The sequence below is a fragment of the Cytophagia bacterium CHB2 genome, from assembly GCA_030263535.1.
In the GTDB taxonomy this organism is placed as follows: domain Bacteria; phylum Zhuqueibacterota; class Zhuqueibacteria; order Zhuqueibacterales; family Zhuqueibacteraceae; genus Coneutiohabitans.
The window spans coordinates 1-23,748 of sequence record SZPB01000023.1; the positions used below are offsets into that span (position 1 = coordinate 1).

Annotated in this window: 19 protein-coding genes and 1 pseudogene; 16 read left to right on the plus strand and 4 right to left on the minus strand. The window is 54.0% G+C overall.

Annotated elements, in window-relative coordinates:
• Nucleotides 1-998: 998 nt before the first annotated feature.
• Together rfaE2 and rfaE1 are read right to left on the minus strand one after the other, a co-directional pair.
• Complete coding sequence (gene rfaE2 / locus FBQ85_04205) at nucleotides 999-1,484, minus strand: D-glycero-beta-D-manno-heptose 1-phosphate adenylyltransferase (protein MDL1874359.1); 486 nt, start codon at nucleotides 1,482-1,484, stop codon at nucleotides 999-1,001.
• Nucleotides 1,463-2,476 (minus strand): D-glycero-beta-D-manno-heptose-7-phosphate kinase, encoded by a 1,014-nt coding sequence (rfaE1, locus tag FBQ85_04210; protein ID MDL1874360.1) that lies wholly within the window; start codon nucleotides 2,474-2,476, stop codon nucleotides 1,463-1,465. Before rfaE1 ends, rfaE2 begins: the two co-directional genes overlap by 22 nt.
• A gap of 574 nt (nucleotides 2,477-3,050) precedes the next feature.
• On the opposite strand from rfaE1, the gene FBQ85_04215 reads away from it, so the two are divergent.
• The 16 genes and pseudogenes from FBQ85_04215 (at nucleotide 3,051) to FBQ85_04290 (ending at nucleotide 21,267) form a co-directional block, all read left to right on the plus strand.
• Complete coding sequence (locus tag FBQ85_04215) at nucleotides 3,051-4,610, plus strand: adenylate/guanylate cyclase domain-containing protein (protein ID MDL1874361.1); 1,560 nt, start codon at nucleotides 3,051-3,053, stop codon at nucleotides 4,608-4,610.
• 121 nt (nucleotides 4,611-4,731) lie between these two features.
• Nucleotides 4,732-7,026, plus strand: coding sequence for a tetratricopeptide repeat protein (locus tag FBQ85_04220; protein ID MDL1874362.1), 2,295 nt, complete (start codon nucleotides 4,732-4,734; stop codon nucleotides 7,024-7,026).
• Nucleotides 7,027-7,470: a NusG domain II-containing protein gene (locus FBQ85_04225; GenBank protein MDL1874363.1), complete on the plus strand. Its 444-nt coding sequence runs from the start codon at nucleotides 7,027-7,029 to the stop codon at nucleotides 7,468-7,470.
• Nucleotides 7,454-7,984 (plus strand): Gx transporter family protein, encoded by a 531-nt coding sequence (locus FBQ85_04230; protein MDL1874364.1) that lies wholly within the window; start codon nucleotides 7,454-7,456, stop codon nucleotides 7,982-7,984. Before FBQ85_04225 ends, FBQ85_04230 begins: the two co-directional genes overlap by 17 nt.
• Before the next feature lie 106 nt (nucleotides 7,985-8,090).
• Entirely contained in the window at nucleotides 8,091-8,822 is a 732-nt protein-coding gene (locus tag FBQ85_04235; protein ID MDL1874365.1) for an NAD-dependent deacylase, read from the plus strand.
• 28 nt (nucleotides 8,823-8,850) lie between these two features.
• Nucleotides 8,851-10,881, plus strand: coding sequence for a tetratricopeptide repeat protein (locus tag FBQ85_04240; GenBank protein ID MDL1874366.1), 2,031 nt, complete (start codon nucleotides 8,851-8,853; stop codon nucleotides 10,879-10,881).
• A gap of 36 nt (nucleotides 10,882-10,917) precedes the next feature.
• Entirely contained in the window at nucleotides 10,918-11,760 is an 843-nt protein-coding gene (locus FBQ85_04245; GenBank protein MDL1874367.1) for a dihydroorotate dehydrogenase electron transfer subunit, read from the plus strand.
• The gene (locus tag FBQ85_04250) at nucleotides 11,741-12,664 is read left to right on the plus strand and encodes a dihydroorotate dehydrogenase (GenBank protein MDL1874368.1); all 924 of its coding nucleotides are present in this window, start codon (nucleotides 11,741-11,743) and stop codon (nucleotides 12,662-12,664) included. Before FBQ85_04245 ends, FBQ85_04250 begins: the two co-directional genes overlap by 20 nt.
• Before the next feature lie 82 nt (nucleotides 12,665-12,746).
• The gene (locus FBQ85_04255) at nucleotides 12,747-13,595 is read left to right on the plus strand and encodes a phosphatidate cytidylyltransferase (protein MDL1874369.1); all 849 of its coding nucleotides are present in this window, start codon (nucleotides 12,747-12,749) and stop codon (nucleotides 13,593-13,595) included.
• A gap of 256 nt (nucleotides 13,596-13,851) precedes the next feature.
• Nucleotides 13,852-14,907: a glutamine-hydrolyzing carbamoyl-phosphate synthase small subunit gene (gene carA / locus FBQ85_04260; protein MDL1874370.1), complete on the plus strand. Its 1,056-nt coding sequence runs from the start codon at nucleotides 13,852-13,854 to the stop codon at nucleotides 14,905-14,907.
• 96 nt (nucleotides 14,908-15,003) lie between these two features.
• Entirely contained in the window at nucleotides 15,004-18,366 is a 3,363-nt protein-coding gene (locus FBQ85_04265) for a histidine kinase (protein ID MDL1874371.1), read from the plus strand.
• Between the two features lie 251 nt (nucleotides 18,367-18,617).
• On the plus strand, nucleotides 18,618-18,827 hold the full coding sequence (locus FBQ85_04270; protein MDL1874372.1) for a type II toxin-antitoxin system HicB family antitoxin: 210 nt from the start codon (nucleotides 18,618-18,620) through the stop codon (nucleotides 18,825-18,827).
• Between the two features lie 2 nt (nucleotides 18,828-18,829).
• Nucleotides 18,830-19,053 (plus strand): annotated as a pseudogene (locus FBQ85_04275) (type II toxin-antitoxin system HicA family toxin).
• Between the two features lie 13 nt (nucleotides 19,054-19,066).
• Nucleotides 19,067-20,683 carry an ATP-dependent DNA ligase gene (locus tag FBQ85_04280; protein MDL1874373.1) on the plus strand — a complete coding sequence of 539 codons (1,617 nt, stop codon included), beginning with the start codon at nucleotides 19,067-19,069 and terminating at the stop codon, nucleotides 20,681-20,683.
• Nucleotides 20,684-20,812: 129 nt separating this feature from the next.
• Nucleotides 20,813-21,052, plus strand: a complete 240-nt coding sequence (locus FBQ85_04285) for a hypothetical protein (GenBank protein MDL1874374.1) — start codon at nucleotides 20,813-20,815, stop codon at nucleotides 21,050-21,052.
• Entirely contained in the window at nucleotides 21,049-21,267 is a 219-nt protein-coding gene (locus FBQ85_04290; protein MDL1874375.1) for a DUF2283 domain-containing protein, read from the plus strand. Before FBQ85_04285 ends, FBQ85_04290 begins: the two co-directional genes overlap by 4 nt.
• Before the next feature lie 23 nt (nucleotides 21,268-21,290).
• Here the strand turns inward: FBQ85_04290 and FBQ85_04295 are convergent, their stop codons facing one another.
• Together FBQ85_04295 and FBQ85_04300 are read right to left on the minus strand one after the other, a co-directional pair.
• A complete protein-coding gene (locus FBQ85_04295) occupies nucleotides 21,291-22,277 on the minus strand; it encodes a BMP family ABC transporter substrate-binding protein (GenBank protein MDL1874376.1) in 987 nt (328 codons plus the stop codon).
• Between the two features lie 73 nt (nucleotides 22,278-22,350).
• Nucleotides 22,351-23,724, minus strand: a complete 1,374-nt coding sequence (locus tag FBQ85_04300; GenBank protein ID MDL1874377.1) for a coproporphyrinogen III oxidase family protein — start codon at nucleotides 23,722-23,724, stop codon at nucleotides 22,351-22,353.
• Nucleotides 23,725-23,748 lie beyond the last annotated feature (24 nt).

Below are 23,748 nucleotides of genomic sequence, written 5' to 3' on the forward strand. Positions count from 1 at the left end.
ATTATCTTGATCTTGTTGAACTCAGCGAATACTCTTTTTCCGTGCGTGTAAGCGAAGGGGTAGAACCACGAGCACATCAACTTGCCGCGCGTTGTCAAAAGGCTTACGCTTTCCTTTCTGCAACTCTCGAAAGTAAGCCAAAGGCGCAACTGCTCATCCTCGCGCCGAAAGATTGGCAGAAATACACGGGATCGTCCATGTTCGGGGTGCCGCAGACAATTGACGAGCAAACCGTCGTCGTTGCAGGCCAGAATGCTGAACTCTGGAAAATGATCGTGCCACCGCTGGACATGTTACCGCCTTCCCACGCCCAAGCCATACAAGCTACTTATGGACAGGCCGATGGTTCAATAGATGTTGCAGGGTATATGGACTTGCTTCCTGTCCATGAAGTGGGTCATCTTTTTATTGATCAGACGGCACAACAATTCGATTTCCATCTGCCACGCCGATGGCTGGTGGAACTATTCTGCAATCTTGCGCTTCACGCCTACACAGCTACTGAAGAGCCCGAGCAGTTTTCCAAGCTTGCGGCGTTTCCACAGATGATTGTCGCTCTGGGCAACGACCATCTGACATATCGCTCTCTACATGATTTCGAGCAATTGTACGCTGGCATGGAACCCCCGAATTTTGTCTGGTATCTCAGCCGGCTGCATATTGCTGCGCAGCGTATTTATGACACCGTTGGAACAGAGGCATTGCGCCGCTTGTTCAACGCAATTGTGCAATCAAAGGCAAGTCTCTCGGACGAACAACTTGTCTCATACTTGCAGGCGAATGTTCATCCCGCGGTGGCAGATGTTTTGGTTACATGGGAGCGCTAACCAACAACCGCATGCACTCGATTTGGCCTTCGCGCTGCGCGCCCGGCCAAGCGCGAGTTTTTGCAAAATTCTTTCAGAGAATGACGTTCACGTGTAGATATATTTTTAGTGTACAATGGCCTAGCCGATAGCCCTTTGTGCAACTCTGATAATTCTCCTACCCCAATCATATCAACGCGATCTTCCAAATCTCGCCAAAATCGTGGCAATAATATCGCGTGTTGCGCGGCCTGGCGTCAAAGGAATGCGCACAACCTGCCCGCCGGCCGCCTGCACCACGTCGTGTCCCACAATTTCATTGACCTGATAATCGGCCCCCTTCACCAACACCTCCGGCGCCAGCGCGCGAATCAATTCGTCCGGCGTGTCTTGCGCAAAATAGACGACATAATCAACACAGGCCAATGCCGCCAAAATGACGGCGCGATCTTCCTGCGGCACAATCGGGCGGCCCTCGCCCTTCAAACGCGCAACGGCTTCATCCGAATTCAATCCCACCACTAAAATATCTCCGTGTGTGCGCGCCTGCTGCAAGTATTCCACGTGGCCGCGATGCAGAATGTCAAAGCAGCCGTTGGTAAATACCAGCCGCTGGCCGGCGCAGCGCCAGGTTTCGCGCAGGTGCAACAATTCGTTTAGCGTGACGAGTCTTCCCATTGCATATGCTCGGCAATCGTGTTCATGAGTTTCTGCTTGTCAATTGGCACGGCGCCCACTTCACCGATGACGACGCCGGCAGCATAATTCGCCAGGGTGGCGGCCTCCAACACTTCGGCACCGGCGGCCATCGCCAGGGTGAGCGTCGCAATCACGGTATCACCGGCGCCCGAGACGTCATGCACCCGCCGCGCGCGCGTCGGAATGCGGTGCATGCCCATGCCCGGCCGGAACAAGGCCATGCCTTCGGCGCCGAGTGTGATCAGGACATTTTTACACTCGAGGCGGCGCAGCAGCAACTCACCGGCTTTCTGCAACTCCTCGTCGGTGCGCAGTTTGGCTGCCAGCACTTCTTCCGCCTCTTTGCGGTTCGGCTTGAACAGGGTCACCCGGCGATAATCAAAAAAATGATTGAATTTGGGATCAACCGTGATGAGGCAGTGGTGTTGATTGGCCAGCTCAATGAGACGCGAGAGCAACGGTTGCGCGATCACGCCTTTATTGTAATCTTCGATGATGATGCCGTGCAGGCCGGGCATCAAATCGCGCAAATAGGCAAAAAGTTTTTCCTGCATGCCGGCATCGATATTCGCGCGTGATTCGCGATCGGTACGCACCACGTGCTGGTGATGCGCAATAATACGAGTTTTCGTTGTCGTCGGCCGGCTGCGGTCAGCCAGCATGCCGCCGGCTTCGAAACCCGACTCCCGCATCAAGTCGAGCAAGCGCTCTCCGGAGCTGTCTTCGCCAAAGACGCCAACCGGACAGGGCACCGCGCCCAATGAGGCGAGGTTATTCGCGACATTGGCCGCGCCGCCAAGCTGGTGGGTTTCGCTTTCAATTTCAACAATCGGCACGGGCGCTTCGGGTGAAATGCGCGTCACATGCCCCCAGAGATAGCGATCCACCATGAAATCGCCGACAACGGCGATGCGCTTGCCTTGCATGGCAGCCAAACGCGCCTGCGCTTGTGCTGGTGTTAAGCTGTTCATGTCACCTCATTTGTCTGAGTGCGGAATATAGAGAGCAGCGTGCTTGTGAGCAACAATAAAAATTGCCCGGCACGCGCCGGGCCTCGGCAATGCGCGGCCAGGCGCCATTTCCGCGGTCTCTGCAAACGGCAAAACTGTCACAATGCCGCAACACGGCATGAATTCACGCTTGACTCTTTAGAGGGATTTGGTTACTTTGCCGCAACAATTTTGAATTGCAATAATCGTTCGCCTCTTCGCCAACTCAATAATATTGTTGCTGCGAAATTTAGGGGGAATTCGACCCGGTCGCGTTGCCCCTAAGTTTTTTTTGGAATGATCCTGACACTCAACCTCGGGATTGCAGCCGTGTCAAAGGCGAAATTCAGGCAAAAGCGCGTGCGGGAAAATCTGTGTCGAGGGAGAGATGCTGAAAAGTTTTCACCGCCGTTCAACCCGCGCGTGTTTATCCATCAACCTCGTTGTCATCTGCCACGCCTGAACTGCTACTTCGTGCTCACCCGACACGGCGCGGTTTTATGCCGCACGCTTGCTGTTACGAAGATGAGGCGCTCTTATCTCCGCCCGAAGCGATTTGGGCATTTGTCATTTCAGTTGTTTTTTGGCGCCGGCGCGGCCTCCGCGCGCAGGCGCGAACACGCTGTCACCGCAAACCATGCACCGGCGTGGGTTGCCGAACGGAAGGAGAGTTGCGTTGCCGGTGGTTGAAAAACCGCAAAACTGGCTGCAGCGCCCTTTTAAACGGGCGCTGCAATTTTTTAGCGGACTTGAGATCAAGTACAAGCTCAGCATCAACATCGCCATCATCGTTGTGATGGTGATCGTTTTTTTTAGTGCGCTGATCTTGCCGATCCAGCATCGCGTGTTGGATAACGCGACCATGGAAACCTGCACCTACTTGTTAAAAAAGTTAAGCCAGAGCATTTACAGCAGCCTGCTGCTCAACAATCCCGCGGAAGTTCAACTCGAAGTCGCGCGCACCCGGCAAATGGGAGTCAAGGGTTTGCAGTATATTCTGATCTTTGACCGCACCGGCGCGATGATTGCGACCTCCGATACCATCAAAACAAAACGCGCGCTCAGCCCGGCAACGCTCGAAGCCCTGTCCCAGCAGGAAACCATTTCATTGCGCGAAGATGAATTTTACTATGAATTTTATTATCCCATCATGGCGCGCATGGATGCCGGCGGCGGGCGCAAGCCGTTGCTGGGCGTTGGTTGTGTGGGCTTTTCGAAGCAAATACTGACCGAGCCGATCGTCAGCACGCAGCGCCGCATTCTGGCAATGGCGGCTCTGGTGATCATCATCTCGGTGTGGGTGATTTATTTTTTCGCGCAGAAAATGGTGGACGAGATTCATGCGCTGTCGCACGCCGCGCGCGAAATCGGCAACGGCAATCTCGACGTCAGCGTGCAGCCGCGCAGCAGCGACGAACTGGGCCAGCTCGCGCGCGAATTCAACAACATGATCGTCCATCTGCGCGAAAAATTGCAGATGCAAAAATTCCTGTCGAAACTTACCGTGCAAATGATTCACCAGCGCGGCGGGCATCGCGTCGAACCTTATGCCGGCGAGCGTCGCGACGTTACGATTCTGTTTTCGGATATCCGCAATTTCTCTGCTATTGCCGAAGATTCCGAACCGGAGCAAATCGTCCGGCTGATCAACATCTATTTTGATTTGCAAACCCGCATTATCGAAGCGAATGGCGGCGTGGTGGACAAGTTTATGGGTGATCAGATCATGGCGGTTTTTCAAGGCCCAGCCATGGTGGAAGAAGCGGTGCGCGCGGCCACGGAAATTCAACGCGCGGTCAAAGAATTGAACCGCCAGCGCCGCGCCGGCGGAGAAATTACGTTCGAGCTGGGCATTGGCATCAATAACGGCCTTGCCGTGATGGGCAACATGGGTTCGAAGAATCGTATGGATTATACGGTGATCGGCGATGTGGTCAATATCGCCAATCGCCTGTGCAATCTCGCGCGCAGCGGCCAAATCATTGCGGAGTATAATATCGCCCGCAGCCTGAACGGCGCTTACGTCGTCAACCGGCTCGACGCCATCGTGGTAAAAGGTCGCAGCAAGCCGGTAGAAATCAGCGAAATCGGCTACGAGATCGATCACACGGCTTGAGCGGCATCACACCTACAACGAAATCTTCCGTTTTGTAGGATAAATGTAGTTCCAGAGGAAACGTCTGTGCTCACGCTTTGTATTCGAGCGATTTTAACGTCGCGGGGAGAATGGTATTGCCATGCGTAATTGTTGCCTTTTCAAAATTAAGACAGCCACGATACTCGCGTTGCTGCTCGTCGTTCAGACGCTGACCGCCCAAACATTGTTCAACCGGGACGGGCGCTCGGCGCGCGCGCTCGGCCTGGGCGGCGCCCATCTTATTGCCTCGCCCGATCCGCTCGCAGCCGCGTGGAATCCGGCGTTGCTCGCAGCTCTGCGCGATGTGCAGTTTGCCCTGAGTATCGATGATGCATTCGATTTGACGCATGCAGGCCTTGCCGGTTTTTGGCCGCAATACGGCGGCGTCGGCGTGAATGTGCTGCAGCTTTTCGACGGCCAGCACGAGCTTGACCGCCTGAGCCTGGGTTGGGGCAAAGCCCTCTCACCGTTTTTGTCGGCAGGCCTGTCCGCGCATTGGAATCGTGCGGATCACGGCGAGAGTACGGAAAGCTTTACCACCGCCTCGTTCGGTTTGATTTTGCATCCGTTTGGCGGCCGCATTGCTGTGTCCGAAGAATTTGCCGATTATGATTTTTTTAATTCGCCGCTCTCGCCTTACCGTTTTGCCTTCTCACTCCAGGCAAGTGACGTGGCTCTCGGCGGCAAGCATCTGCAAACTTACTACAAGAGCAGTATGGCGTTGCGCCTGGGCAATCGGGCGCCCTCGTTGTTTGCTTCACTTGAATGGCGCGACGACGATCCGTTTGCGCGCCTGGGGATGGCCGTGCCGATTGTCCCGCGTTTTGCGCTGTATTCCTCCATCACGGATTTCAACAGCAAGCGCAGCGCGCTTGGCGGAGCATTTTTAAGCGATCGTTATGCTTTCGACTTGGCGTATACCTTTCTCGACAAAAGCGTTCGCGGCGGTTTGAGTTTGCGTCTCGGCGCCAGCCCGCTGGAACGCGCCCGCAATCATTATGAAGCCGGCAACAAAATGGCGGAAATGCAAAACTACCGCGCTGCGCTGCGTGAACTGCGTCATTATCGCGCCTATGAGCCGGAGATGGAAAAGGCGGGGCAACTGTTGCAGGCGCTCGCCATCAAGGTTGCTTCCGAAGACCGGCAGATTCGGTTATTATTGGATGAAGCGCGCGCCTTCGAGTTGCGGCACAGATACTTGAGCGCGGCGCTAAACTATTTGCAAGTCCTAAAAATGGATCGCGGCCACCGCGAGGCGCGCGACCGGTTGGCGGTGCTGCAGCCGCGCCTGGATATTTATCTCAATCAGCTTTATACGCGCGGGGTGCAGGCGTTTGAAGAAGGCAACTTTGAGGTCGCGCACAAGGCCTTTGAAAACATCCTGCTGGTGCGTCCGGATTATCCCAAAGCCGCGTACTATACTGCGCAACTCAAGGAGGTGCGTGCCAAACAAGCCGAGGAGATTTTTCTGCGCGGCCTGGGTTATTACAGCCAGAAAAATTACCCCAAGGCCATCACCGATTTCGAAGAAGCGATCAATCTTGCGCCAAACTACACAGAAGCGCGCGAAAACCTCGAGAAAGCGCGCGCCGGCCTCGCCCAGCAGATCAAACAAAATGACCGGCTGTTTGCACAAGCCCGGCGCTTGCAGCAAAAGCAGCAATACCTCAGCGCCTACAATCTATATCGTCAAATTCTGGATTCCGATGCCACCCATGAGGCCGCCCGTCAAGAGATCAAAACGCTGCAGGGCCGCATCGATGAGTTCATTTCAACCAAGATGCAAGCGGGCGAGCGCGCGTTTCAACGGGGCGATCTCGCGGCAGCGGAGGAACAGTTTCAAGCGATCTTGAAAATGTCTCCCGGCCATCGTGAGGCCAACAACTACCGCCAGCGCATCGCGGAGGCAAAACGCGGCCGCATCGAAAGCCACATGCGCAACGCCATGTCGCTGTTTGACGCCCGGCTTTGGTCGCGCGCCGTGGAAGCCTTCGAGCGCGTGTTGGAAGTCGAGCCTTCGAACAAACTGGCGGCAAGCAAGCGCAATCAGGCGCTGTCGATGATCGATCTCAAGGATTTGTATGAACAGGGCGAGCGCTATTACAACCGCGGGCAGTTTACGCAAGCGATGGAGCTGTTCGATCGCGTGCTCGCGAAAGATCCCAATCATGTGGAAGCGAAACGCTATTTGGACAATTCCCAGCGCCAACTGCACCTCAAGATTGAACAGCATTTCAATCGCGGGTTGACCTATTACGCCAACGAAGATTATGACAATGCCATCAAAGAATGGGAGCGCGTTCTCGCATTTAATCCCGAACATGCGCAGTCGCTCCAATATCGCGAGCAAGCCCGCCAAAAACTCGAAGCGCTCCAAAAGCTGATGACGCAGTAATTGCCTGCTGATCGCGCAGCCATGTTCAACACCCCGGCGCTTCCGCCGCACTCGCTCAAACGCATCCTTCGGCAAAGCAAATGGGGCGACTACGCCGTGGCCGGCGTGTTTGTGGCGCTTGCTTCTGCAAGCATGTGGCTTCCCTCCCTTGGCCCGGCAAATGGACAAGCCCGCCTGGCTCAGGTACTCATCGCCAATATCCGCATTCGCGAAATTGCTTTGCAGCAGCCGCAAATCGTTTCCTTCCAGGGTGCGCGCGGTGAAGTCACGCTGGAGGTTGCGGCGCAACGCATACGTGTCCGGTCGAGCGCGTGTCCCAACCAATTTTGTGTGAAACAGGGTTTCGTATCGCGGCCAGGACAAATGCTGGTATGTGTTCCCAATCGCCTCGTGGTGTTGATTACCGGCGCGCAACAAAACGAACTCGATGCGATCACCTACTGATTCACGCGCGCAAAAAATCACGCGTACCGCGCTGCTCGCCGGTTTCGGCCTGGTGATGTTTCTGTTTGAGTCTGCCCTGCCGCGGCCATTGCCCTGGGCCAAACCGGGCCTGGCGAATATCGCGACGCTTATCGCCTTGTATGCGCTCGGCCCAACAAGCGCATGGGCCGTGACGATCTTGCGTGTGATTCTGGGAAGCTTCATCCTCGGCACGTTTTTCAATCCTGGCTTCTGGCTGTCATTGGCGGGCGGTCTGGCCTCGGTTTTGGTCATGACGCTTGCCCAAAAGCACGGTCGCCGCGCCTTCAGCATTATCGGCGTCAGCTTGCTGGGCGCGCTTGCGCACGTCCTGGCGCAAATCACCCTAGCAGGAATATTGATTGTGCAACGTTTAGAGATTTTGTATCTTCTCCCGCTTATGTTATGGCCGGCTTTGTTTGCGGGATTTATTGTGGGTATTGTCGCGTTGTTGCTATTGGATCATGCGAAGGTGATAACCGGCGACAGCCTTTGAAGGAATTGCGGCAAGGAAGCGGATATTCTTTTTATCTCATTCTCGCCGATTACTTCGGTGGAAAAACTCGCAGCCGTCTTCAGGAGTAAATGCTTTTGCGGCGCGTATGCATAATTTCGACGCGAAACTTCTTGCCCTCCTGCGCGGCGCGTCTCGTGTTGCGATTTTAACCGGAGCCGGCATCTCCGCGGAAAGCGGATTGCCTACCTTTCGCGGGCCGGGCGGCTGGTGGCGGAATTATCGTGCCGAAGATTTGGCTACACCCGAAGCATTTGAGCGCGACCCTCGACTCGTGTGGGAATGGTATCGCCATCGCCGCGCGCAGGTGCAGCAACATCTTCCCAATGCCGGGCATTCTGCCTTGGCGGAAATGCAGCGCCGGGCCGGACACCTGACATTGGTCACCCAATGCGTCGATCGCTATCATCAACAAGCCGGCGCCCGCGGCGTGATCGAACTGCACGGCAATTTGATTGAGAGCCGGTGCTTGCAATGCGGCGCGCAAACCGAGGGCGCAACGGAAATCTGGCGCGACGGTTTGCCCTATTGCGCCTGCGGCGGTTTGCGGCGGCCGGCCGTGGTGTGGTTCGGCGAGAGTTTGCCCGGAGCCGCGCTGCAACAGGCTTTTCGCGCAGCGGAAGAATGTGACATCTTCTTTTCCATCGGCACGTCGGCCCTCGTTTATCCAGCGGCGCATTTGCCGCACCTCGCACGCGACGCCGGCGCCGCGATCGTTGAAATCAACCCGGAAAAAACGCCCTTGACGCCGCAAGCGCATTGGTTTTTGCAAGGCCGGGCCGGGGAGATTTTGCCCGGGTTGGTTCAGGCTTTTTCCTAATGTCGAAAGAGATTCATTCCGTATCGTCATGACAATCCTTAAACCTGTTCTGGCATTTATCATGAAGTTCCCAGTTTTGCTGACCGCCTTCGTTCTCATAATCAGCCTCCAGGGCTGTGCTTACTTTAATACCTACTACAACACCAAAAAGCTTTATAAAGAAGCGTTGGATGAGCGCAAGCGCCGGCCCACCACCGCGCCGGACAAACCCACCTCTGCCGAAATTCAAAAGCTCGACAAAACCATCGAAAAAGGCTCGAAAATTCTGCAGCTCCACCCCAATTCCAAGTATGTCGACGACACCTTGTTGATGTTGGGCGAATGTTTTTTTCAAAAGCAGGAATACCCGCAAGCCTTGCGCAAATTCAACGAGCTGACCTCCATCTTTCCGAAAAGCGATCTGGTGCCCGCGGCGTTGTTGTGGAAAGCGCGAACCTACATCGAGCAGGAGGATTTTACCAACGCCGAAGCGGTATTGAAAGACCTGCAAAATCGCAAAAAAAGCGGGGATATTCTATATCAGGCGCAATACTATCTCGCAGAAATCTACTACCGCCAGGAACAATACGATCCGGCCGCCCGCCTGTTCGAACCTGCGGCAAAAAAGATGTCCGACAAAAAGCTGCGCACGGAAGCTTATCTGCGCTGGGGTGAATGCCGCTTTAAGCTCAAACAGTATCACGAGGCGGCGAAGGCATACTATCAAGCCAGCAAACAAGATGTTGAGATCGACATCAAATTCAACGCCGGCCTGTCGTTCACGCGCGCCCTCAAGGCCGACAGCAGTTATGACAAGGCGTTGATCAAGCTCAACAGCATGCAAAAAGAGTTCAGCAATCATAAAGATCTGTCATGGGTAAGATTCGAGATTGCAGATTGCAAGCTGCGGCAGGGCAAGCGTGAAGAAGCGGAAGATTTGTTTGCCGCGATCAATGCGAACGACAAACGCACGGAAGCCTCCGCGGCGGCGTTTTTTGTGATGGGCGACTTGTATCAACGCACGAAGTATGACTATGCCAAGGCCAAGGAGGCGTTTGACAAAGTCCGTTCCGAGAACAACCGCTCTGCGTATGCCGAAGAAGCGCAACGTCGGGCCAAGGCCATTGACGATTATCAAAAACTGAAAAACGCCATCAGCTTGCTGGAAATGCAGCAAAACTCTCCGGGAGACGAGGCCAAGCTTGCGGCCGCGCTGGAGCAAAAAGGCAAGAGCACGCGCGCCTCGATCCGCCGCCTGCCTTCCAAAAAGCTGGATCTCTCGAACGATCCCGCCAAACTTAGAAATGATTTGGCCGATCAATGGATTAATTTGGCTGAGTTGTATTACTATCAATTCGAACAGCCGGACTCGGCGATTTACATGTATCAAAACGTTATCCGTGATTTCGGCGATACCGAGGCCGCGCCTGCCGCGATGTATGCACTTGCTTTTTTGCGCCCGTCGCAGGACTCGTCCAGCACGGCGGAACGCGATAGTTTATTACAGCTTCTCGCGACCAAGTATAGCAATACCCGGCACGGCCGCGAGGCGCGCAAACGCCTGGGATTCACCGATGCCGGTGAGCCACAAGCCGCCACGGCCTCGGAAAAATTCCGGCGCGCGGAAGATTTGTTGTTGACGAATGAAAATCCGCAAGAGGCGATTCGCTTGCTTCAAGATTTGTCGCAAACACAAAACGATCCCGAGATGGCCTCCAAATCATTGTTTGCGATCGGCTGGATTTATGAAAATAAGCTGACGGACAATACGCAGGCCTACGCTGCCTATAAACAATTGCTCGAAAAATTCCCCACCTCTGCTTATTCAAACAAAGTGCGCAAGAAAGTTTCGGCTTTCGAAAAGCAAACCGCCGCGGCAGCAGCCGACAGTAGCTCCGTGCAGCAAAAAGCCAGCGAGGATTTGCGCACGCGCATTGAACAGGATCGCCAAGACGCGCCGGCGCCAATCGAAAAGACAAGAGTCCAAGACGAAAAGCCGCCGGCACAACAGGATAATGCAGAAAAAGTCGACGATGTTAGCCAAGATGATGACGACGATGATGTGCCTCCGCCGAGATAAATTGGCGGTCAAAGAATCTTTTTCAAAAGCGCGCGCATGACGGTAACCTCTGCGAAAGGCATTTATGCTTGCCCCGTGATTTCTCAAGAGGAAGTCGCCCGGGGCATTTTTTTAATGCGACTCCGCGCACCGGAGATTGCTGCTGCCGTGCTGCCCGGGCAGTTTGTCAATATTCAAGTACAGGCGCAATCTGCCGGCCCAATCTCACCATTGCTACGCCGGCCCTTCAGTGTTTGCCAGGTTGATCGCGCTGAGGGCAGCATTGCCATTCTTTGGAAAATTGTCGGCCAGGGCACACGCATACTGGCGTCGCATCACCCCGGCGCGGTGTTGAGCGTGATTGGCCCACTTGGCAACGGTTATCAACTTCCAACGAACGTTGCGCGCCCGGCATTAGTGGCGGGCGGCTTGGGCATCGCGCCCATGCCGCTGCTTGCGGTTTTCTTGCAGCAACGCGGTTTTGCATTTGATGCGCTGCTCGGCGCGCGCACAAAGGCTGAGTTGTGGGGTGAAAACGAACTGAGCGCCTGCGGTGGCCGCGTCACGTGTGCAACCGATGATGGCAGCGCCGGGCAACATGGTTTTGTTACCGATTTGTTGCAAAATTGGCTGCAGCGCAGCGAAGAAACGCCGGCGCGCCGGATATTTGCTTGTGGTCCCATGCCAATGTTGCAGCGGGTTGCTGAAATTTGCCGGCGCGCCAACGTCGTCGCGCAAGTCGCGATCGAAACCATTATGGGATGCGGCTTCGGAATTTGCATGGGCTGCAATACCGAGCCGGCGGAAGGCGTGCAAAACGCCGGAAGATATTTGCTTGCGTGTATTGACGGTCCGGTGTTCGAATCCAATAAAATCCGCTATGAATCCGTTGCGCATTAAAATCGGCCAGGTAGAATTTCACACACCCGTTTTCGTGGCCTCCGGAACCTTTGGCTATGGCCAGGAAGCGGCTGATCTCGTTGACTTGCGAGAGATTGGCGCGATCGTCACAAAATCAATCGGTATCACGCCCCGGCTCGGCAATCCGCAGCCGCGCTTGTGTGAAACCGAAGCCGGTTTGCTCAACTCGATTGGCCTGCAAAACGTCGGCGTGCAAAATTTTGTTGCGGAGAAACTGCCTTTTTTGCGTGCGCATGCCGGCGCCATAATTGTGAATATTGCCGGGCGCACGCTCGAAGAATACGAACAAGTTGTGGCTGTGCTCGAACAGCATGAAAGCATCGCCGGCTATGAGTTGAATTTCTCCTGTCCGAACGTGAAAGAGGGCGGACTCGAGTTCAGCCAGAAAGCGGGAGTAACAGAGTACTCGACCGCCGCGATTCGCCGGCTCACGCGGCGCCTCGTGATTCCCAAACTCACACCGAACGTCACGCGCGTGAGCGAAATTGCGAAAGCAGCAGAAGCCGCGGGCGCAGACGCCATTTCATTGATCAACACGGTCACGGGCATGGCGATCGACATTGAGAATTGGCGCCCGCGCATCAACACGATTGTCGGCGGCTATTCCGGTCCGGCTATTAAACCGATTGCGCTGGCAAAAGTATATGAAGCAGCGAATGCCGTGTCAATTCCGGTGATCGGCATGGGCGGCATCCGCGCCTGGCAGGACGCCGTGGAATTTTTTCTCGCCGGCGCAACCGCCGTGCAAGTCGGAACCGCCAATTTCATCGATCCGCGCACCGCGGTGCAGGTGGCGCAGGGAATAAAGCATTACCTCGCGGCCAAAAAATTGGCCAGCATAAATGATTTGCGCGGCAAACTTGTCAAGGCAGTAGAAAGATGAACGACACGAGGAGGTAAATGATCAGGAATCGACTGAACGGGTAGCTTATTCCAGCATTGCTTTCCGGTGAAGGAGGAAGGAATTGGATTGGCGCAATCTTGGGCAGCGCGTTGCGGTTGGCTTGATTTTCATTCCCTTGATCTTGTCAGCCATTTGGTTTGGCAAGCATTTCTTTCTGTTATTCATCGAAATCATTGTGGGCATCGGCCTGATTGAATTTTATGATCTGGCAAAGCACAAAAATGCGCGTCCCCGGCGCGGGCTTGGCGTGTTGGCCGGGATCGCAGCGCCGGCCTTGATTTATGCCGGTTACAGCGATAAGTTGTGGCTGTTGCTCGGCGGGCTTACTGTGGCGGTTGTAACGATCGAGCTGTTTTCCAAACCCGAATCCGGCGGCAGTCCACTGCTAAACGTCTCGGTGACGTTGTTCGGCGTGGCGTATGTTGCGGGATTGCTGTCTTTTCTCGTGCTCATTCGCGAACTGCCTCATGTCATCGGCGGCGAATATGTTCAAGCCGGCACGTGGGTGATCATGATCTTTGTTGTCATTTGGATTTGCGATACGGCGGCTTATTTTGTGGGATTATATTTCGGCAAGCACAAGCTATTCCCGCGTGTCAGCCCGAAGAAAACCATTGAGGGCGCAGTTGGCGGTTTTGTGTTTGCCATTCTTTCGGCTGTTGTGTGTCAACAAACGTTTGTAAAAGGATTGGGGTTGCAGGATGCGCTTATAATCGGCGTAATCATCGGCAGCGCCGGGCAATTGAGCGATCTGGTCGAATCTTTGTTCAAGCGCGATGCCGGAATTAAGGACTCGTCGAAACTCATTCCCGGGCATGGCGGCATTCTCGATCGATTCGACAGCGAGATGCTCGTTGCGCCGCTGGTTTATGTTTACCTTTTGGCTGTGAATGTCTCATCAAATGGATAAACGGGTTTGGGGAGCAATGGATTGACGGCTATTGACCGGCTCCGCGATCCAATTCTCCTGCAACCCAACACTCCATTCACTTGTGCGGAGGTTCTCATGAGCAAACTCTCCATCCTCGCTGAGTTTTGGGAGTTCATGCGCGTGCGCAAAAAATGGTGGCTGGCCCCGATTATGTTCATCCTATTGGCGCTCAGCCTGATCATCGTATTGACTGAAGGCTCAGCATTGGCGCCGTTCATCTATTCACTATTTTGATATGATCGCAAAACTTCTTCTTGCAGACGGCAGTGTTTTTACCGGCGCGGCATTCGGCGCGCCCGCCTCGATCGCCGGCGAAGTGGTGTTCAATACGGGCATGGTGGGCTATCCGGAATGCTTTACGGATCCCTCGTATCGCGGCCAGATTCTCGTGCTCACTTATCCGTTGATCGGCAATTACGGCGTTCCGGGATCGCCGGAGCAGATGGGGCTGGATTCGGCTTTTGAGTCCACCCGCATACAAATTTCCGGATTGATTGTTTCGGAATATTCGACGGAGTTCAGCCACTGGAATGCGCGCAATTCATTGGACAGTTGGTTGAAAGCAAATGGGGTTCCGGCAATCGCGGGCGTCGATACGCGCCAGCTTACGCAAAAACTGCGCACGCACGGCTGCATGCTCGGCAAACTCATTCACGAAGATGAGATTGCGGAATTTCATGACCCCAATCGCGAGAATCTCGTGGCGCAGGTGAGTGTGACAAAGCCGGTAAATTACGGCAGCGGCAAAAAGCGCGTGGTGGTGATCGATTGCGGCTGCAAGAACAACATCATTCGTTCATTGGTTGCGCGCGGCGTTGCGGTTACCGTCGTGCCGTGGGACTGGCCAGTGGAGAAAGAAAAATATGACGGCGTGCTGATCTCTAACGGCCCGGGCGATCCCAAACTGTGTGATACCACTATTGCCACTGTGCGCAAACTTTTTACGCAAGACATTCCGATTTTTGGCGTTTGTCTGGGCAGCCAGATTTTAGGCCTGGCAGCCGGGGCCAATACGTTCAAGCTCAAATACGGCCATCGCAGCCAAAACCAACCTTGTGTTTTGGTGGGCAGCAAGCGCTGTTTCATTACCTCGCAGAATCATGGCTATGCTGTTGATGAAGACTCGCTGCCCTCAGATTGGGAGCCGTGGTTTTTCAACGCGAATGACGGCACGAATGAGGGCGTGCGCCACCGCAGCAAGCCTTTCAGCGGCGTGCAATTTCATCCCGAAGCTTCTCCCGGCCCGGTGGACACGGGGTTTTTGTTCGACGAGTTCGTGGGGAGGTTGTAAGCATAAGTTACAAACGTGTTCTGAAATTCATTTGCATTCCAGTTGACCTTACAAAAGAAATCGGTTATCACCTGAGAATGCCCGACGTCTCCAATCATGACTTTGAAATCCACCATCATAGCGTTTGTCATCTCTTTAAAGCTGGTTACCGGCTTGCCGGCCCAGCCCAATCCCATCACTTTTGAACATATTTCCCTCGAACAGGGCCTCTCGCAAAGCGTCGTAACATGCATTTTGCAAGATTACCAAGGCTTCATGTGGTTCGGCACCTATGACGGCCTCAACAAATTTGACGGCTACGATTTCGTCGTTTACAAACACGATCTGCAAAATCCTCACTCCCTTTCCGACAACACCATTCAAGCGCTGTTTGAAGACAGCGCGGGCATGCTGTGGATCGGCACGCGGGAAGGGTTGTGCCGCTTCGATCCCCGTTACGAAAAAATCACCCGCTATCTGCACGACCCCAATGATCCTCATAGCCTCAGCCACAATACCGTCACAGCAATTTGTGAAACTCGCGACGGCGAGGCAAGCGCATTATGGATTGGCACACAAGGCGGCGGGCTTAATCGTTTTGATCCCGAATCCGGGCGCTTTACTCGCTATCAGCGCGACGCCACCAACCTTGCCAGCTTGAGCAGCAATCAAGTCCGCTCGCTTCATGTTTCCTATCAAAACAATACGACGACGCTTTGGATTGGAACCTTCAACGGCCTTAACCGGCTGGTTCTGAGCACTGAAAACAACGGGGAGAATGCCGAAGTTTCGTTTACTCGTTACCAGCATGATCCGAACAACCCGCAAAGCTTGAGCGACAATCGCGTTTGGTCGATCGCAGAAGATGCGAACGGCGTGCTCTGGCTTGGCACATTTGGCGGCGGCTTCAATCGCTTTGATCCGGCCGCGCAGACGTTCAAACGATATTTACATGATCCGAACAATCCCGCCAGCTTGAGCAACAACACCGTCCGGCCCATCCTGATTTCTCAGCGCGACAGCACGATTTGGATCGGCACGAGCGGCGGGCTGGAGAAATTCGAGGCGCAGACACAGCGCTTCATTCATCATCAGCACGACGAAACGAATTCCGGCAGTTTAAGCAACGATGATGTTTGGTCGCTTTATGAAGACAAGTCCGGCGCGCTCTGGATCGGCACGTATGGCGGCGGCCTCAACAAATTCAGCCCGGCCAGAGAAAAATTCATGCACATCCGCCATGACCCCATGAATCCCAAAAGCCTGGGGCATAACATGGTGATGGCGATTCATGAAGCACGCGAAGGCGATGAAACCACCTTGTGGGTTGGCACCGGCGGCGGCGGGCTTTACGAATATGATGCGTCGCGCGAGGCGTTCATTCCATATCGCCACAATCCCGCAAACCCGGCCAGCTTGAGCAGCGATGGCGTTGCCGCGATTTATCAAGATCACCGGGGTGCGCTATGGGTCGGCACCGGCGTCGGGCTGAATAAAATGCTGCCCGGGCAAAAACGTTTCAAGCGCTATTTGCGCGAGCCTGCGAATCCCAACAGCTTGAGCGAGAACGGCATAAGCGCCATCGCTGAAACGCGCCATGGCGAGAAATCGTTTCTCTGGATCGCCACGGGCAGCGCCGGGCTTAATCGCTTCGATCCGCAGACCGAGCGATTTCAACGCTACCGGCACAATCCGGCGGATTCCACCAGTTTGAGCAACGATCGCATTTATGCCCTTTATGTTGAGCCTGAGGCCAATGGCAACAGCCGCAGCTTGTGGATTGGCACCGATGCCGGTTTGAATCAACTCGTGCTGGACAATGCGGCGCTATCCAACAACGGCGCCTCGATGCGCTTCGTGCGCTATCAGCAAAAACCGGCTGGCCGCAAAGGCTTGAGCAACAACCGTGTGTTTGCGATCTACGCCGATCCCGACAGTATCAATCATTCGCTTTGGGTGGGAACCTGGGGCGGCGGCCTCAATCGCCTGAATCGCGCAACCGGCGAGTTCACGCATTTCACCGAAAAAGACGGCTTGCCGAACAACGTGATTTACGGCATTCTCGGCGACGATGACGGCAATCTTTGGCTGAGCACCAATAGCGGCTTGTCAAAGCTTGTCCTGAGCGAGGCCGAAAGATTCAATCCGGCAACGGGTATGTTTCGCAACTACGATGTTGACGACGGCTTGCAAAGCAAGGAATTCAATCAAGGCGCCTATTACAAAAGCCACGATGGTGAAATGTTCTTCGGCGGCATCAACGGTTTTAATCGCTTTTATCCGCGCCGCGTGCGCGACAATCCGTATACCCCGCCGATTGTCTTGACTGCTTTCGAAAAATTCGACCGGCTCGTGCCGCTGGAGAAAGCGATCTCCGCCTCCGATAAGATTACACTAACGTATCGCGACAGTTTTTTCTCGTTTGCTTTTGCCGCGCTGGATTACACCAATCCCCGCAAAAATCAATATGCTTACAAACTCGAAGGTTTTGACGAAGATTGGATCTATTGCGGCACACGGCGCTACGCCAGCTACACCAACCTCGATGGCGGCGAATATCTCTTTCGCGTCAAAGGCTCGAATCACGACGGCGTATGGAACGAGCAGGGCGCAAGCATCAAAATCATCGTTACCCCGCCGTTTTGGAAAACCTGGTGGTTTCTCTCGCTGGCGGGCCTGGCCGTGCTCGGCCTGGCTTATGGCAGCTATCGCCGCAAATTGGATGCGCGCCGGGAAAAGGAAAGAATCGTCAACGAGTTGAAAGCGGCGCATGAAATGCAAATGGGGCTGATGCCGACTGCCGCGCCGCAAGTCGAGGGCTTTGACATTGCCGGCATTTGCCAGCCGGCGGAAGCCGTGGGCGGCGATTTCTTTGATTACTTCTGGCTGGATTTTGATAAGCATCAATTCGGCTTAATGCTGGTGGATGTCAGCGACAAGGCCATGAAAGGCGCGATGACGGCGGTGATGACGAGCGGCATGGTGAGCGCCGAAATCGGCTACAATCGCTCGCCGCATATCATCATGCAAAACGTTAATCGCGCCATGTATTGGAAAACCTCGGCCAATGCCTTCACGGCGATGTTGTTCGCCACCATCAATCCCTTCACCAAAATCATGCGTTTTGCCAATGCCGGGCTCACCCGGCCGCTGTTGCGCCGCGGAAGCGAAATCATCTATCTTAAAGTCGAAGGCGCGCATTTCCCACTCGGCATCCAACAAGAAGTCAACTATCAGGAAACCGAACTGCCTCTGCAATCCGGCGACGTGTTGGTGTTTTACACCGACGGTTTGCCGGAAGCCATGAATGCAAAAGAAGAATTGTTCGATTACCCGCGTCTGGAGCGCCTGCTGCGCGGCCTGCCTGATACTCTTTCTGCCGCTGAAATCATCAACTCCCTGGTGCAGAAAGTGCAAAACTTCACGGGCAACGCCGAGCGGCATGATGACATGACAATCGTGGTGGTAAGGGTGAAGTGATTCGGTTGTTCGCGCGATCCGAAAATCCATTTGGCCCATTCATCGCTTCACTCTGCCTCCAAAAACCACCGCACAAGCAAGTATGGCTCTGGCCAAAGGGCTTGTCGCGATACCTCAGCGTGATATTTCGGTAAGGAAATTCGTTTCTCTTTTGTTGCCCGGGGATGTTACGATAATTTTGTGTTGTCTAGCGCATGTTCAAGTGTTACTATTGTAGGAGGCCAGCCATTGAAACGAAGCGGAGAGATCTCATGAAGACATACTCAGCAGTCGTGGAACGCTGTCCAGATACCGGGCTTTATGTCGGCTATATTCCCGGTTTTCCGGGCGCGTATTCGCAAGCCGAAAGCCTGGACGAATTGAAACGCAATCTGCATGAAGTTGTCGAAATGCTGCTTGAAGACGGGGAACCCAATATGGAATCCGAATTCGTCGGTATTCAAACTAGTGCAATTGCCTGAGCATGAACAAACCTCCAGTTCTCAAACCGCGAGAAGTGGCCGCCTCCTTGAGCATTTAGGCTTTGTTGAAGTCCGGCAGCGCGGTTCCCACAAACAATTTCGCCATCCGGATCGGCGGGGCACAGCGGCGCCATTCCATCCTGGACGAGACATCTCGCCTAGCTTGCTTCGGCAAATTGCCAAAGATATCGGCCTGACCGTGGAGCAATTACTAAGGCCCAACTGAATTGCATAGCATCATGCCACCCACTCAATTCTCCTCCCTCGCCACCCTCTGCCAGCACCTCGAAGCTACCACAAAAAAATTAGAAAAAAGCGCGCTGCTCAGCGATTTTCTCAAAAATTTGCAACCCAATGAAATCAGCCCGGCGGTGCTGCTGTTGCTGGGCAAGATTTTCTCCGCCACGGATGAACGCACGTTGAAAGTGAGTTGGCGCACATTGCAGAAACTCGAGGAACAAACTCCGAAGGGCAAAACGCCGTCTTTGTCGATTCTCGACGTACATCAGCATTTTTCCCGGATTGCCGGCGCTTCCGGCAAAGGCTCGCGCCAACGTAAGGAGGAATTGCTCGCAGATTTGCTTGGCCGCGTTTCGGCGAACGAGAAAACGTATCTCGTGAAAATGATTTTTGGCGAGATGCAACACGGCGTCGCCGAGGGCGTGATGCAGCAGGGCATCGCCGAAGCGATTGATGCCGACCTGGCCCTGGTGCGGCGCGCAGCTTTGTTGCTGGGCGATATTGCGGAAGTCGCGCGACTGGGATTGATAAAAGGCAAGAATGCCCTGGCGCAAGTTTCACTGCAATTGTTTCGGCCCATTCAGCCAATGCTCGCCAGCCTGGCGGAAGATTTTGAGGACGTCTTCAAAGAACATGGCGAACAGACGGCGTTGGAGTACAAGTATGACGGCGCGCGCGTACAAATTCATTGCGATCGGAGCACCGCACAAGTCAAAATTTTTAGCCGCCAGCTCAGCGAGGTGACGCCGAGCCTGCCGGAGTTGGTCGAATGGGCGCAAACCAAAATTGCCGCTGATTCGTTCATTGTCGAAGGCGAAGTTGTGCCGGTAAATGCCGCGGGCAAGCCGCTGCCGTTTCAGGAATTGATGCGGCGCTTCCGCCGCGTGCACCAAATCGCAGAAACACAAAAAGAAGTGCCGGTGAAGTTATATTTGTTTGATCTGCTTTATCTTGATGGTAAGTCTTACATCGATCAACCTTATCAAGAACGCTGGCAAAAGCTCGCAGAAATCTGTGATCAAAGCCTGCTCGCCGATCGCCTCGTGGCCTCCGATAAAACTTCTGCCGAAACTTTCCTGCAGAGAGCCATGCAATCCGGCCACGAGGGACTCATGGCAAAAGACTTGACGAGTCTCTATCAACCCGGCGCGCGCGGCAAGAAGTGGTTCAAGATCAAACCGGCGGATACGCTCGATCTCGTGGTCGTCGCAGCAGATTGGGGCTATGGCCGTCGCACTGGCTGGCTGTCAAATTATCATCTCGCGGTGCGCGACGAAGAAAGCGGAGAGTTTATGGTGGTGGGCAAAACCTTCAAAGGCTTAACAGATGCGGAGTTTCAATGGATGACGGAGAGTTTGCAGCGTTTGAAAACCTCCGAAACGAATTTCACGGTGCAAGTACGCCCGCAGATTGTGGTAGAAGTGGCTTACAACGAAATTCAACGCAGCGCGCAATACCGCTCCCAGCTCGCGCTGCGTTTTGCGCGCATCAAACGCATTCGCGAGGACAAGGCGCCGGAACAATGTGATTCGCTGGCGAGACTGCAACAACTTTATGAAAAGCAGTTTGAGAAAAAGGGGCGGGGCACCCAAAAGGAACGGGTAGCGTTTCAGTAGAATTTTGTTTTCTCGTATTGCGAAGCGCCCTATTTTGAACTTGCTTTTCTTCGCTTTGAGTGTTATTGTTTTCCGTCGTTACTGCAATATCGCTGGTTTCAAAATGTCGGCGCGGTAAAGCTTGCAGACATGGAACATAGATTTACACCATACTTCGAAAACGAAGTTTTACGCAAACGCCCGTATCTCAAGAAAGAATGGTGTATCGAAGTCCTTAAAAATCCGATTCGTGTCGAAGCTCAAGATGATGATCGTTTTCGTTTTTGGGGCAAGGTGGAACAACTTGGAGGCAGGATACTGCGCGTGATCACTCTGTCAGACAAGACAACAATTCACAATGCTTTCCCCGATCGAGGGTTTAAACCATGAGAATTCAATACTATCCTGATACCGATTCACTCTACATTGACCTTTCTTCCAAAACTAGCGTGGAAAGCCGGGAAATTTCCGAGGGCGTGGTTTTGGATTATGATGAAAATGGGAATCTGGTCGGAATTGACATCGATAAAGCAAGTCGCAAACTCGAGCTGCAAAAGCTCGTTTTGAACAAACTCCCTATTGAAGAATACACCCTTGCCGCTTAGTCTGTTGCTTTACGATACGCTTCCTAAAACCCCATCGGCACCTCGATCTGTCCCGCCAGTATGCCTTGTTTAACTTCTTCTATTTTGGCCATCACTTCTGCGGGAATTTTGTTTTGCAATTCCGGGTTGAGCGCCAGCGATACGACATTATCTTTCATGCCCATGCGCATGATTTCAGCTTTGAAACGATTCTCCTTCACAGCCTGCGCGACGTTCAAAAACGCTTGCGGCACATCCAACACCGCGCTCGCCAGAATCACCTGCGGCGCGATGGCGTTTTGATTTTTGTTGGAGCCAAATGCAAAAACGCCGCGTTCGTGCGCCGCTTGAAACACGCCCAGCCCGGCCGCATCCGCATTCTGAAAAACAAAATCCGCGCCCTGATCAATTAACGCCAGAGTAGCCTCCTTTGCCGCGCCCACATCTTCCCAATTGCCGATGAAACTCTGCACGACAACAAAATCCGGCTTGATGGATTTTGCGCCCGCCTCCAACGCCTGAAATCCGCTTTTTACCGAAGGGATTTCCATGCCGCCGACGCATCCGGCCTTGCCTGAGTGTGACATCATTGCAACCATCACACCCATCAAATACGTTGCTTGCTCGATCTCAAAAACCATGGGCGCAACATTCGGGCGCACCGTTGTACCGCTGCTGGTGATAAAAACCGTATTGGGAAAATCCGGCGCCACCGCCGCCGCGGCATCTTGAAATTCAAAGCCATGGCCGAACACGATGTTGAACCCGCGATTTGCGTAATCGCGAAAGCCCTGTTCGAATTGCGCCGGCGTTTTGACCTCGACTTGCGAAATTTCAGCTTTTAGCTCATCGCGAATGCGCAGCAAGCCCTCATAAGCGCTGGCATTCCAGCCCGCGTCGCTCACCGGCCCGGGCGAGAGTAGCGCTGCGCGAAACCCGGCTTGAGATTGCGGTTGGGATTGACAACCCATTTGAAGTAAGATGACGGAAAACAAAATAAAACGGACAAGATTTCGAAGAGCAGTGTTCATAAGTTTCCATTCGCGGTTATATCAGGAGCGCCGGAAACAACGCCGGGCGGTGGAATAATGTATCAAACAGAAATCAGGTATAGCGCGCGTTGCGATACTTCGGCGCATAAAACTGGTGCAGCAAATGATCGACGCGCAGCAAGCCCTGTGTCGTCAACTCGACGCTGTGGTCATTGAAATGCAGCATGCCCTGTTCCTGCAACGTTTCATACGTCGGGCGGAAACTCGTAATGATGTCTGCCGCAAACTTGTGATTAAAATAATCCGCGGTAATCTTGCCGAGCTTTAGCTGCAGAATCATTTCGCGTGTGAACCGTTCGTCCGAAGTGGTCGGAAACGCGCGATACAGGGGCAACTTGTCCGCCGCCAGCATGTTGAGATAATCGTTCCAGCCCGCGACATTTTGAATGTGCATGCCGCTCATATGGCCGAAAGACGCCACGCCCGTGCCGAGCATATCGCAACCGCGCCAGACGGAATCGCGGTAGACGAAGCGGCAATGCTTGTCCTTCTTCACCATCGTGTAAGCGCTCGAGACTTCGTAGCCCGCAGCGGCAAGCTGCTCGAAAGCATATTCATGCCACTCGCGCTTCAAATCCCAATTCGCGATTTTGATGCCGGATTTGCCGCTGAGATAATCCTGCGAGTAAACCGTGTTGAAGGGCAATTCCATTTGATAAATCGTCACACTCTCAGGCGCAATGTCGATTGTTTTCTGCACCGAATCCTTCCACGTCTCCCAGGTTTCGCCGACCATGCCCGCAATCAAATCGATGTTGAGCTGATCGAAATCGAGCTTCTTGATCCAGGGGAGGCAACGGAAAATTTCGTGCGAGAGATGGGCGCGGCCGTTCTCCTCCAAAATCGCGTCGTTGAAATTTTCGATGCCGAGGCTCAGCCGCGTCACACCGATCGCGCGAATGACTTCGAGCTTGGGTTCACTCAATGTGCCCGGCTCGCACTCGAACGTGATTTCCTCGGCGCCCGCCCAGGGAATCGCCGCTTGCAGGCGCTGCGCCAGAGCCTGCAAATGTTTTGCGCTAATGTAGGAGGGCGTGCCGCCGCCAAAGTAAACGAACTTCAGGGGACGATTGACCACGGCCGGCAGCGTACTGTACAACTCAACCTCACGGGCAAGCGCATTGAGATAGGTTTGAATTTCCGTGCTGTTCTTATCGGTGTAGACGCGAAAATAACAGAATTTGCAGCGCTTGCGGCAAAAGGGAATATGCAAATACAAACCCAACGGCGTTTCCCGACGTGTCGGCGAGCTTATGTCGAGCCGCGCCGGCGTGTGCAACGCCGTAAATGCGCGATCGAGATGATCCGGCGTCCAAAATGAATACGGCGGATAATTCGAAACAAACACACTGCCGACTTCAGTTTCCTTTAATGCGTGATCTGAGGTGGCGGGCTCGGGTTGCACGACTTTCAAATGTTCGCTCATCTTGCTTCTGCCTTTTTTGTGAAA